Below are 12986 nucleotides of genomic sequence, written 5' to 3' on the forward strand. Positions count from 1 at the left end.
GGCGTTCGTGGGCTGCCGAAAAGGGGCAGGAATCCTTGTTTTCCGTCGGAATGTAATGCTCGTCTAACGCACGATCAGTCCGAATCGCCATACGCACCGGCGGAGTAGGTCAGTTCGTAGCTGTGAGAATAGATTTCGATGATGTTGCCGAAAGGGTCTTCGCAGTACACCATCCGGTAGGGTTTTTCACCGGGGTAATATTCGCGGACCGGCATTCGTTGCTTGCCGCCGTTTTCGACGATCCGCTTGGCGAGACCTTCCACGTCGGGGTCCTGCACACAAAAGTGGAACACGCCGGTCTTCCAGTACTCGAAATTGTTTTCCGGCTTTTCTGCATTCGCAAACTCAAAGAGTTCGACACCGATTTTGTCGCCGGTCGCCAAATGGGCAATCCTGAACCGTCCCCAGCCATCGCCGAAAACGTCGTCGCACATCACGCCGATCGCAGAATCATCGGAGACGATTTCGGTCGGCGGCATGATGACATACCATCCCAGCGTTTCGGTGTAGAACTCAACGGCGCGGTCGAGATCCGTGACGGAGATGCCGATGTGGGAAAACGATCTTGGATAGGTCATTGTGTGCTCAAAAGTGAATAGGACCGCGAGATCACCGATGCCTGGCGAGAGGCTGACGCCGGCTGATCGACGACGCCGTCCAGATCATTGGCGTTTCCGCGGCGGGGCGTATTTTTCATAGCTCGGGGCGTCGTAGAGTGACCGCAGGTGGTCGTAGGTTTGGTGAAGCGTTTTCCGCACATCCGCATACCCCGGGTCCGCATAGACATTCCGCATTTCTGCGGGGTCGTTGACCAAATCGAACAGTTGCCATTCATCGGTCCAAGGCAAGTAGAACAGTTTGTGCCTGTGTGTCCGTACACCGAAGTGCTGCGGAACGGCGTGTTCGCCCAGTTCGTAATAGGCATAGTAGAGCGCATCGCGAATCTGTTGCTCGCTGTCTCGCAAAACCGGAACGATGGACTTGCCTTGAACTTCGTCGGGTGTTTCCAGTCCGGCCATGTCCAGAAACGTGGGGGCATAATCGATATTCTGAATCAACGCGGTGGGCTTCGAACCGGGATCGATCACGCCGGGCCAGCGGATCACAAACGGCATCGTGAAGGATTCTTCGAACATCCAGCGTTTGTCGAACCAACCGTGTTCGCCAAGGTAAAACCCTTGGTCGGAGGAATAGATGACGACGGTGTTGTCGGCCAGTTGATGGTCGTCCAAGTACTCGAGCAATCTCCCGACGCTCTCATCGACCGCTTTGACGGTTTCCAGATAGTTCTGCATGTAACGCTGGTATTTCCAACGGACCAACGCGCGATGATCGATCGACCCGGTTTTGTACTCGTCGATGAAGGCCTTGTTTTTCGGAGCAAAGTGCGCGTCCCATTGGGCTTTTTGCTCCGGGGTCATGCGGTTGTATTCCGGTGTTCCGTAAGACCGAAATTCGGGCAGCGTCACCCCCTGCATCTCTTCCTTGCGGAGTTTCAGATCGTAGGCCCATGTCATGTGCCGATCGATTTCCATCTCGTTGGTCGGCAACGTCTTGCTGCGCGTCGCGTAGTCGTCGAACAGGTTGTCGGGCTCGGGGATCGTGACGCCATCCAGTGCGCCCAGGTGGCGGAGCGCCGGTGAAAACGTCCGGTGCGGTGCCTTGTGCTGGCACATCAGCAAGAACGGTTTTTCGGCGTCCCGTTGATCCAGCCACTCGATGGCTTTGTCGGTGGTGATGTCGGTCGCATAGCCTTCGAACTTGCGTTGCTTGCCGTCCATCGAGATGAACACCGGATTGTAGTAGCTGCCCTGTCCTGGCAGGATGTCCCAATGGTCAAACGCGACGGGATCCGTTTTCAGGTGCCATTTTCCGATCACGGCGGTCTGGTACCCGCCGCGCTTGAGCGATTTGGCGACCGTCCATTGGGATTGATCAAATCCCGTGCCGGTGTTGCGCAGGAACCCGTTCTTGTGGCTGTGTTTGCCGGTCAGGATGCAGGCCCGCGAGGGGCCGCAAATGGAGTTGGCGCAAAAGGAGTTGCGAAACAGGGCGCCTTCATTTGCGATCCGATCAATGTTGGGGGTCGGCGCGACCTCCGCCAGTCGTCCGCCATAGGCAGAAATCGCGTTCAATGCATGGTCGTCGGAAAAGATGAACAGGATGTTCGGCTGCCGGGCCGTGACGTGAGGGGCGATGCACGATAGGGCGAATACTGTCAGCAAAACTTGGGGCAGTGCAATCGGTCGTTTCATCAGTCGGCGGTCGCGTCGAAAGGTGGGGCGTGCGTGAAATCAAAGTTCGATCTACCCAGTTTAGGGACGATCGGAAGACCGGTGTGAGAGGTTGGACAGGTGGTTCGTAACGAAGGTCCGTTTTACCCCCTTGGTCGGCTTTCTTTTTTGAGCCATATTTCCGGGAACGCGTTGCGTCCGACCGGCGTCTGATCAGACTCTGCCGCTGATTGATTCGCCAACGGCTGGCGGATCGGGGACAGCAATGCCATCAAATGAGGAATGAAGCTAGAATGGATGCCGACAAGATTGACGCTATCGTCCGCTCGGTCGTTGTTTACGGAATCGGGCTGGTCGCGCTGGTGCTGGCCGCTCAGAAGTTTCTGTTCTGACTAGGCGTCGAAAGCATCAGCCTCGACTTGGCGAAGCACATCGGCGAACGGGATTTGCTCGCAGACGCCAAAGCTGGCGTGGCGTGAAAGTCGCGAACGCACCATCTTGGGTGACGACAAACCACACAAGAATCGAGCTCGCTGCCGGGCGGTCGAAAAGTGGTCCGGATACTGCTTGCAGACTTCCTGCAGCGAACGACGCACCCCGTCACCGATCTCACGTCTGGCGATGGCGGGAATCGTGAAGGGGCCTTCGCCGATGCAGTGGCTGCAAATGCCACAGGGATCATCCATCGTCTCGCCGAAATGTTCGGCCAGCAACCGTGATTGGCAACTCGACGCACGGGCGATGGTGAACACGTCCTCCAGCCGGGAAACTTCCGAGTGTTCGCGGCCCGACACTCTGTCGAAGTACTGGTCGGCGATCACCTTGGGCTGTTCCAGTCGTCTTTTCCAGCGATAGCCGTGAACCAGATCGCTGACGTTGACTTCGATCCAATTCTGGGCGGCCATGAAATCGACGGCTTTGACGATCCGTTGCCTGTCCTGCCCGAGTGCCTTGGCGGCGGTCACGGTATTGAGTGAGAACCACTTCCGCGCTTTGGTCAATTGCCCCAGCAACGCGGCCAGGAACTCACGCCGCTCGCCGTCGAAGTTGTTCAGGATGGCGCGAGAGGTTACCAGGGGGCGGATCTTGTAGGTGTCATAGCGCGGCGAGGTCGCTTGCAAGTAGCCGTCCAATTCCAGGTAGGTCAGCAACGTGCGGACGACCAGGATTCGAATGTCGGTTTCGAACGAAAGCTTGTAATGCGAAACAAAAAATTCGTTCGGTTGGCCGTGACAAAAATCGATCATCCGTCCGACGCTGTGACGACTGGGCGTGTCACCGTACGTGAAATTCTCCAGCACGACGCGGTCTTCGGGCAACAACAGTAATTCGCAGACCGATGGTTCGCCGTCGCGTCCCGCCCGGCCGATCTCTTGGGCATACGCTTCCAGCGATTTTGGCGGGTTGTAGTGATAGACGTAGCGGATGTTCGATTTGTCGATGCCCATCCCGAACGCAATCGTTGCAACGATGATCCCATCGCCGGACGCCAGAAACTGTTGTTGAATGTCCGTGCGTGTCTCGGCGTCCATTCCGGCATGGTAGGCGGTCGCCGGCAGTCCGTCGTCGCAAAGTTGCTCCGCGATCGTCTCGGCCGTCTTCTGTTTGGAGACATAGACCAGCGTGGCGCCGCGCTCGCGCGACGCAATGCGTTCCCGCAGCGTCGGGTAGTGATCGGCCGCCGACACGATGGTGCTTTTCAGTTGCAGATTGGGTCGGTGAAACGGTGTGCGAATCGCATCGTCAGGTTCGATGGCAAAGGCCTTGCGAATGTCGTCCAGCACCGCCGGTGTCGCGGTCGCGGTGAGCGCCAGGATGCGGTCGGCGTTGAGTTTGCCCGCCAGTTCAGCCAGTTTCAAATAGTCGGGGCGAAAATTGTGCCCCCATTGACTGATGCAATGGGCTTCGTCGACCGCAAACAGCGAGACGTCCAGTGAACCGACCGATGCCAGAAATCGTTCATTGAAAAAACGCTCCGGAGCCACATACAGCAGCCGGATCGATCCGTCGCGAATGCCCCGCATGGCGTCGCGGAATTCTTGCTCGGTCAACGAGGAATCCAAACGTGCGGCGCGAATCCCGCGGGCGGCCAACGCGTCGCATTGGTCTTTCATCAATGCGATCAGTGGCGAGACCACGACCGTCGTTCCGGTCAAGATTTGGCTGGGCAATTGGTAACACAGGCTTTTGCCGCCGCCGGTCGGAAACACCGCCGCGGCGTTCTTGCCGGCCAGTAGACGCTCAATCACCTCGGCTTGGCCGGCACGGAATTCGTCCAACCCGAACCGATCCCGCAACACCTGACCGGCTTCTCGACCCAAATCCGTTTCCGCCAATGCCATCCCGATTCCCTGTTTATACTGTGACGATCGGCTGCTGGCCGGCAGGCTTGCCGCGTGTACCGATGCCCAATTCCCCGATGTTGCTAAGGTTTACCAACACTGTCATGAAATCAATCCCGCTTCATTTATTTTTGTGTCCGCTGGTCGTCTGGACGCTGATGTGCTGCTGCCAGGTCGGGGGCTGGGCGCAGGAAACACCGCCCAATGTCGTGGTCATCTTCATCGACGACATGGGCTATGCGGACATCGGCCCTTTCGGTGACACGGGGTACCCGACGCCGAACTTGGACCGGATGGCAGCCGAAGGTCGCAAATTCACCGATTTCTGTGTGTCATCGGCCGTTTGCAGCGCCTCGCGGTCGGCGTTGATGACCGGTTGCTATCACAAACGGATCGGCATCTCGGGCGCTCTCGGCCCCAAATCGACGATCGGGTTGAATGCGAACGAGACGACGATCGCGGAAGTGTGCCGCAGCAAGGGGTACCGCACGGCGGTTTATGGAAAGTGGCACCTCGGGCACCATCCCAAGTTTCTGCCCACCAACCACGGCTTTGACGAGTATTACGGGATTCCATACAGCAACGACATGTGGCCGCTGCACCCGCAGACCGTCGCGCAACGCCGCATCGACCCCAACGCACCGAGCAATTGGGCAGAGTTGCCGATGATCGAGGACACCAAGATCGTCATTGATCGAATGGGGCCGGCGGACCAGGAGCAAATGACGAAACAGTTCACCGAGCGCGCCGTTGAATTCATCCGACGCGACAGCGACCAACCGTTTTTCCTGTACCTGCCGCACCCGATGGTGCACGTCCCGCTGTTCGTCTCCGACGCCTTTCGCGGCAAAAGCGGCCGCGGACTGTTCGGCGATGTGGTGATGGAAGTGGACTGGTCGGTCGGGCAAATCCTCGGCGCGATCGAAGACATCGGTGCCGAACGCAATACCCTGGTCGTTTTTACCAGTGACAACGGCCCTTGGCTTTCCTATGGCACACACGCCGGCAAAGCCACGCCGCTGCGTGAGGGCAAAGGCACGATGTTTGAAGGCGGCTATCGCGAGCCGACACTGATGTGGTGGAAAGGAAAAATCCCCGCAGGAACGACCTGTGACACCTTTGCCAGCACCATCGACTTGCTGCCGACCATCGCCGCATTGGCCGACGCCGAATTGCCCGATCACAAGATCGACGGACACGACATCCGCCCGTTGATGTTCGGCGATCAAGGTGCCAAAACACCCCACGAGTCGTTCGCGTGTTTCTACAAAGGCGAACTCGAAGCGGTGCGAAACGAGCGGTTCAAGTTGGTCTTTCCACACAAGTACCGCACGCTCAACGGACACCCGGGGGGGACCGCAGGCTTGCCGATCGCTTACCAACAACAGATGGCCAAACGGGCACTCTATGATTTGGACAACGACATCGGCGAAACCACCGACGTGTCCGAGGCGTTTCCCGAAGTCGTGGCCGAGTTGGAAGCCGCCGCGGCGCGGTATCGCAACGAGCTGGGCGACAAATTGACAACGACCAAGGGCTCCGAAATCCGCCCGGCCGGGAAACTGGAACCGGGCGACGAAGAGTTGCCCCTGGTGTGGTAGCCGACCGGTCGTCGCGACGGGACAGACTGTTCTCAATCACCGCTGGAATGTCCACCTCAAACGATTCAGGCGACCAGGGCAAAACGATGGGGGCAAAACGATGGGGGCAAAACGATGGGGGCAAAACGATGGGGGCAAAACGATGGGGACAAAACGATGGGGGCAAAACGATGGGGTGGCAGAATGATGGGGTGGCAGAATGATGGGGTGGCAGAATGATGGGGAAATCGGCGGGGCCAAATTGTTTTGCCCCCATCGTTTTGCCCCCTCAACTCTCAACTCCCAACTCCCAACTCCCAACTCCCAACTCCCAACTCCCAACTCCCAACTCCCAACTCCCTGAAACTTGAAACTTGAAACTTGAAACTTGAAACTTGAAACTTGAAACTTGAAACTACACCGACCTTACCGATGGTGACGATTAGCTTCCGCACGGCAAATTCCCGCTGACGATCCGTCGATAAGTGCACGACGCTTCCATCCGCTTGCCTCCAGAATCATTACTCACGGGATCGTCTATGCCATTCCTTCGCGGTAGCCTCGGATTTCAAAGATTCAGTGTCACCGGTTTCGAGGCGGATAGCTTCGGCGACGATCAGATCGAGATCCTCTCCAATCACGCCGCCGGAAAATTCCAGACTTCTTCGGAAGAAAACGTGTCCGTCGGATTCTTGGGCGGCGAACACCTGTTCGACCAGGACTTTGATCAAAGCAAGAATGTGATCAACGATGCCGTCCATTTCTCCGCCCGATTTGACACCAATCAAATCCCCGCGGCCTACCGCGCCGCTTGGCTGCAAATGGAGTTGGCGGGAATCGCCAAGGACAGTGAGAACGGCGGGGTCACCAAGGCGCAGCGCAAGGAGGCCAAGGAGGCGGTCGAGCAGCGGTGTGAGGCTGAAGCGGCGACGGGCAAGTACCGCAAGATGCAGTCCTTTCCCATGCTCTGGGATTACCCCAACGAGATGCTCTACTTCGGCGGCTCGGTCGGGACGGCCGGGCGGCACTGTATCGATTTGGTCGAGCGTGCCTTCGGCGTCGAGCTGCGGCATTGGAGTGCGGGATCGCTGGCCGAACAGTGGGGGATCGACAACAAGCTGTACGGAGAGGTCGACGATCTTCAACCGGTCAGTTTTGTCAGCGGACAAACGATGGGCAGCCACAAGTGGTCCAACGAACATTCACAGTCGCCGGACTTCTTGGGTAACGAATTCCTGATGTGGCTTTGGTGGACGCTGGAAACCCAATCCGACACGATCACCCTGGCCGATGATTCGGAAGTGACGGTGATGCTGGCCAAGACGTTGAGTTTGGAATGTCCGCTGGGAGAATCGGGCAAGGAGAGCATCTCGGCGGAGTCTCCCGTCAAATTGCCCGAAGCGATGCAGGCGATCCAAAGCGGCAAACTGCCACGCAAAGCCGGGATGACGATTGTCCGCGAGGACCGTCAATTTGATCTGACGTTGCAAGCCGAGTCGTTCGGGATCAGCGGTGCGAAGATCCATCTGGAAGACGACGAGGAGTTTGACGACGAGGATCGCATCGACGCGATCCGTCAACTGAGCGAAACGATGGACCTGATGTACGAGACGTTCCTCGGTCGGCGGACAGGTGACGACTGGAAAAAAGACCTCAAAGCGATCTCCGGCTGGTTGGGGCAGCCGACACAGAACAAGCGAAAGGCGGCTTAGTCGGCCAGCGGCGTTTTTGATCCATCCGCTGTAACCGCTAGGTTTGCACAGCGACAGCCCCCGCTGAAGGATCATTTTGTCGGGTTTGAGGCATCATCAGGCGAGCGAGTGCTGCGTGACGTACGGTTGGTCGAATCCTTCCGTTGCCCAGAAAAACGGTGTCGCTCTCGATGGAAACATTTATTCAAGAAAACCAGCTGTTTGTCGGCTTGGTGCTGGCGTTGGTGGCCGGATCATTCTTCGCGTTCCACCTGTTGGGCGGAGCCAGCGGATGGTCATCCGATGACGGCTATGACGGTGATTTCGGCGACTGGGACTGAGGGCGAGCCGTGGGCCGTGTAGACTGTTGGCCGTAGAGCTGTTTCGCGAATGTAGCGACAAAACACTCGTCTCTTGCCTCCGGTCACCCCAACAATTTTCGAAGTGCCATGTCTCGAATGTGCATCGCCCTGGCGGTCAGTCTGTGCTTTGCCTCTGCTTCATGGGATGCTCGCGGTGCCGAGTCGCCCGGCAAGACCAACGTCGTCTTGATTCTTGTCGATGACCTCGGTTGGAAAGACGTCGGGTGCTACGGAAGCGATTACTACCAAACGCCGCACATCGATCGACTGGCGGCCGAGGGAATGCGATTCACCGATGCCTATGCCGCGTGCAACGTCTGTTCGCCAAGCCGCGCGGCGATTCTGACCGGCAAGTATCCCGCGCGTCTCTTGCTCACCCAGTGGCTGCCTTCGGGGCGTTGGGATGCGGAGAAGAACCGGCTGAAAGAGGCACGCTATCTCTCCAATCTGCCGCTGGAGGAAGTGACGCTCGCAGAGACGTTGCGCGAATCGGGGTACCGCACCGGATTCATCGGCAAGTGGCACTTAGGAACTGAGACGTACTATTACCCGGAGCACCAGGGGTTCGACGTCAACGTTGCCGGGCGGGATTACGGTGCGCCGGGCAGCTATTTTTATCCGTTCGAAGGACAATGGAAGATCCCTTCGACCGGGCAGACGTTGGTGAAAAAGGCTCCGCTTTCTGGGAAACCCGGCGACTACTTGGTCGACCGATTGGCCGAGGAGGCGGAACGGTTCATCCGCAGCAGTGCCGATCGTCCGTTTTTTCTGATGCTGTCGCATTATGCGGTGCACACGCCGCTGCAAGGGAAGCCGGAAAAGCAGAAGAAGTACGAGGCGATCGAAACGTCCAGGCGTCAGGGAAAGCCCGCCTATGCAGCGATGGTCGAAAGCGTCGACGACAGTGTCGGCCGCGTGATGCAGACGCTCGCGGACGTGGGAGTCGAGGATGAGACACTGGTGTTGTTGACCAGCGACAACGGCGGCTTTGCCAAGGCGACCAGCAATGCGCCGCTGCGAGCGAACAAGGGTTCCAACTATGAAGGCGGTTTGCGTGTGCCGCTGATCATCAAATGGCCGAAGCGAACCACGCCCGGGTCGGTGTCCGCCCAGCCCGTGGTCGGCACGGATTATTATCCGACGATCCTGGACGCCGTCGGGATTTCGCCGCGTCCCCACCAGCACGTCGACGGCGTCAGCCTGGTCCCGGTGCTGAGTGGAACAGGAAGCCTGAATCGCGACGCGATCTACTGGCATTACCCGCATTACAACCAGCATCCCCAAAGCTTTCCCTCGGGCGTGGTCCGCGCCGGAAAGTGGAAACTGATCGAAGCCTTTGAAGCCGGCGACGTCGCCCTGTACGACCTTGATAATGACATCGGCGAGCAGCACGACCTGTCGCAGTCCCATCCGGAGAAGACCGCCGAGTTGCTTCAATCGCTGCTCGATTGGCGTCGCCAAGTCGGCGCCGACCCGATGCGACCCAATCCGCAATACCGCGATCACTGAACGGCGCCGCATCACCGTAGCTACGCTCGATGCGAGCGTGGAAAATGCCGGGGATCCACCTTCTGGCGAAGGTAGCTACGCTTGCTCAGCGAATGACGATTCGTCGATCAAGAACCTCGCTTCCATCACTGTCACCGCTCTCCCCGTCAATCGCACGCGATCGCCTTCGACTCGGGTTTGAACCACACCGCCGCGCGGTGAAGCCTGATACCCGGTCAGCGACGCCCGCCCAAATTGCTCCGACCAATAGGGTGCCAAACAACAGTGGGCCGATCCCGTCACGGGGTCTTCGTTGATCCCGCAACGCGGGGCGAAGAAGCGGGACACGAAGTCGATCCCCGGATCGGTCGATGCCGCGGTGACGATGACACCGCGCGTCTCGATCTGTCCCAGTCTGTTGAAGTTAGGGGACACCGCGTGGACCGTCCGCTGGGAATCGACGACGACAAAGATGTCTTCTCTCGATTTTGCAACGAATTCGGTGGCAACGCCCAGTGCATCTCGGAGGTCGGCAAGCGTTGCCGAATCGATCTGGCCCGTTGGGGGCGTTGCGGGAAAATCCATCGTGATCGACGCCCCCAGACTCTGGCAGTTCAGCCTCCCGCTTCTGGTTTGGAACGAAATCGGTTGTGACGCGTCCACATGCCCCTGCTGGATCAAGACGTGCGCGGCTGCCAGCGTCGCGTGTCCGCATAAATCCACTTCGACCGCCGGAGTGAACCAGCGTAGGTGGAATTCATTGGGGCGACCGGTGGGGACGACAAACGCGGTTTCGGAAAGATTCATTTCCGTGGCAACGTTCTGCATCCACTCGGCATCACGAGCGGCTTCCAGCAGACACACCGCCGCCGGGTTTCCGGCGAACGGACGATCGGCGAATGCGTCGACTTGCCAGATGGGGATTCCGTGACTGGGGGTCATAACGCAATGTGTTTTGTCAGACAATGTGAACGGTTATCGCTGTCCGTCGGCGTTCTGGCCAACGGTCGGAAGACACTGTCGCAGCACGGACCGTGCCTTCACCAAACGCAAGGAGTGGCCGATGGGCCGAAAGGTGACCGAGAATCTCACCGTCCGCGAACTTTTTTAAACTTTTTCCACGAGGGAGAGCAACGTCAGGAGGAGAGCATTGCAATAGAACGTGCCGAGCGATCGCGTTGCCGTTGCCGACAGGCTGGAAGCTTATCTCACTTCAAGATTCGGGTAGACGGTAGTGGACGACGCGAGAAGTCCTCGCAGCGCGCAATCCGGATGGACTCGTCGCCTCGTCCACCACCCGAAAACCAAGTTGTGGCAGACGACTAAGTCGCCTCGCCGGCAAAATGGTCTCGCAGCGCTTCCAGCAAAGCCGCGTAGATCGGGTTGCAGAAATCCGCAACCAGTTTTGGATCGTCCGCCGTGTACTCGGACATCCATTGGGCGAACGTCGTGTTGTCGGACGTGACCGGCAACAGTTGGATACGGCCGCGGTAGTTGGAGACCGACGACTGCGACACCGGCTCGGGGCCGTCGTCGATCGAATACAGCAGGCTGTAGTTGGTGTCGTCCAAGTCCAACAGCGTTTCTTCGAACGCGCCGTTGAGCACACGCTTGGCTCCCACGCAGTCGCCCGGCAGACCGCCGACCGGTTTCACGCTGGTGATGAACGGACGCCCCCATTCCATCTGATGAAAATTGCGGACCTCCTTCCAAACGTCATCGATCGTCGCGGGTACGATCACCGAGTTGTAACAGGACATCGTTGATCCCAATTCGATAGTGTGTTTCTCGTGTTCGTGACGCGAACGCCGAATCAATCATATAGAATACCCGGCGACGAATGTGCATGGCAGCTAATGAACTCGGTGAACGAACTTGCCCAACCATGGTGTTCCAGATGCAATCTCTGACCCGTCGCCAACTGAATGCGGCTGCGCTAATCCTTCTGTGGGCGCATGCCGTAGCGGCGACAAACGCGGCGCAGGCCAAGCCGAATCTCTTGCTGATCATGGCCGACGACGTCGGCTGTGACGCCATCGGGTGCTACGGCGGCCAAAGTCATCCGACGCCACACATCGATGCACTCGCCCAGGGCGGGATGAAATTCAACCACGCCTACTCGATGCCGGTCTGCCACCCGTCACGCGTTTGTTTGATGACCGGGCGTTATCCGTTCCGCTTCGGTGCCGAAGGGATGAAGTGGGGAGACTTTCCCGACGCGGCCGAGGGAATCTCGATCGGCGATCGGTTCAAGCAGGCCGGTTATGCGACCGCGGTGGCCGGCAAGTGGCAGCTTTGCATGATGAAAAATGATTTGCAGCATCCGCGACGCGTCGGTTTCGATTCCTGGTGCCTGTTCGGCTGGCATGAAGGCGGACGTTACCACGACCCGCTGATTTACCAAGACGGTCGGCTTCGCGATGACACGCTCGGCAAATACGGGCCGGACCTGTACGTCGAGTTTCTAGTCGACTTCATCCGCCAAAGCCGGCAAGACGGGAAACCGTTTTTCGCCTATTACCCGATGGCGTTGTGCCACGACGTCACCGATGACTTGAAAGGCCGGCACGTGGCGTACTCCAAAGACGGACGATGGATGACCTATGCCGAAATGATCTCGTCGATGGACGACATGATCGGCCGTTTGGTTGCGGCGCTCGAGCGACTGAAGATCCGCGAAGAAACGCTGATTCTGTTCACGACCGATAACGGGACCCCGGCGGCGAGCTACTTGACCGTTGACGCGGACGGAAAGATGGTCCGTCCCAAAGTGTTTTCGATTCGCGACGGAGACGTTGTTCCCGGCGGAAAGGGAAAGCACGACGACACAGGGACGCGTGTTCCGCTGATCGCCAACTGGCCGGGCCGCATTCAGCCCGGCAGCCACGCCGATGAGATGGTGGATCTGACCGACTATCTGCCCACACTTGCCGACATTGCCGGGCTGGGGGACGAGGATGTCTTTCGCGACGGGATCAGTTTCGCGCCGCTGTTGTTGGGGCAGCCGAGGGAACTCAAGCGAGACTGGATCTACACGGAGCACCGTGGGAAACGCGCAATCCGTTCGCCTCAGTTTCGACTTTATGACGACGGACGTTTTTTCGATTTGGCTGTCGATTCGAAAGAACAGTCCCCACTTTCGAACGAACAGTTGAGCGGCGACGCAGCCGAAGAATTCAAGCAGTTGTCGAAACGTCTGGGCCAGATGAGACCTGCTGCGAAGTGATCGACGTCGACCTGTCCCAAGGCCCCTCCGTTTAATGCCAACCCACGGGCGCAACATCATTCT

The 12986-nt window shown here is 58.4% G+C and carries 10 protein-coding genes; 5 read left to right on the forward strand and 5 right to left on the reverse strand.

Annotated features, from left to right (window positions below):
• Positions 1-74: 74 nt before the first annotated feature.
• The 3 genes from Mal15_RS21070 to Mal15_RS21080 all read right to left on the reverse strand — a co-directional run bounded on the left by Mal15_RS21070 (position 75) and on the right by Mal15_RS21080 (position 4576).
• Positions 75-578, reverse strand: coding sequence for a lactoylglutathione lyase family protein (locus Mal15_RS21070; protein ID WP_147869573.1), 504 nt, complete (start codon positions 576-578; stop codon positions 75-77).
• A gap of 84 nt (positions 579-662) precedes the next feature.
• Entirely contained in the window at positions 663-2255 is a 1593-nt protein-coding gene (locus Mal15_RS21075) for a sulfatase family protein (protein ID WP_147869574.1), read from the reverse strand.
• 371 nt (positions 2256-2626) lie between these two features.
• Entirely contained in the window at positions 2627-4576 is a 1950-nt protein-coding gene (locus Mal15_RS21080; RefSeq protein WP_147869575.1) for a RecQ family ATP-dependent DNA helicase, read from the reverse strand.
• A 158-nt stretch (positions 4577-4734) separates the two neighbouring features.
• Between Mal15_RS21080 and Mal15_RS21085 the strand changes: the two genes are divergently transcribed.
• The 4 genes from Mal15_RS21085 to Mal15_RS21100 all read left to right on the forward strand — a co-directional run bounded on the left by Mal15_RS21085 (position 4735) and on the right by Mal15_RS21100 (position 9718).
• The gene (locus Mal15_RS21085; RefSeq protein ID WP_233903564.1) at positions 4735-6177 is read left to right on the forward strand and encodes a sulfatase family protein; all 1443 of its coding nucleotides are present in this window, start codon (positions 4735-4737) and stop codon (positions 6175-6177) included.
• 518 nt (positions 6178-6695) lie between these two features.
• Complete coding sequence (locus Mal15_RS21095; protein ID WP_147869578.1) at positions 6696-7868, forward strand: hypothetical protein; 1173 nt, start codon at positions 6696-6698, stop codon at positions 7866-7868.
• Between the two features lie 170 nt (positions 7869-8038).
• Positions 8039-8188: a hypothetical protein gene (locus Mal15_RS34170; protein WP_167546953.1), complete on the forward strand. Its 150-nt coding sequence runs from the start codon at positions 8039-8041 to the stop codon at positions 8186-8188.
• A 108-nt stretch (positions 8189-8296) separates the two neighbouring features.
• Complete coding sequence (locus Mal15_RS21100; RefSeq protein ID WP_147869579.1) at positions 8297-9718, forward strand: sulfatase; 1422 nt, start codon at positions 8297-8299, stop codon at positions 9716-9718.
• Positions 9719-9793: 75 nt separating this feature from the next.
• Here the strand turns inward: Mal15_RS21100 and Mal15_RS21105 are convergent, their stop codons facing one another.
• Both Mal15_RS21105 and Mal15_RS21110 read right to left on the reverse strand, forming a co-directional pair.
• Entirely contained in the window at positions 9794-10639 is an 846-nt protein-coding gene (locus Mal15_RS21105) for a PhzF family phenazine biosynthesis protein (protein WP_147869580.1), read from the reverse strand.
• A gap of 380 nt (positions 10640-11019) precedes the next feature.
• Positions 11020-11457 carry an SRPBCC family protein gene (locus tag Mal15_RS21110; RefSeq protein ID WP_147869581.1) on the reverse strand — a complete coding sequence of 146 codons (438 nt, stop codon included), beginning with the start codon at positions 11455-11457 and terminating at the stop codon, positions 11020-11022.
• Between the two features lie 137 nt (positions 11458-11594).
• On the opposite strand from Mal15_RS21110, the gene Mal15_RS21115 reads away from it, so the two are divergent.
• The gene (locus Mal15_RS21115) at positions 11595-12923 is read left to right on the forward strand and encodes a sulfatase-like hydrolase/transferase (RefSeq protein WP_167546954.1); all 1329 of its coding nucleotides are present in this window, start codon (positions 11595-11597) and stop codon (positions 12921-12923) included.
• The last annotated feature ends 63 nt before the right edge of the window (positions 12924-12986 follow it).

Origin of the sequence: Stieleria maiorica, assembly GCF_008035925.1 — a bacterium.
In the GTDB taxonomy this organism is placed as follows: domain Bacteria; phylum Planctomycetota; class Planctomycetia; order Pirellulales; family Pirellulaceae; genus Stieleria; species Stieleria maiorica.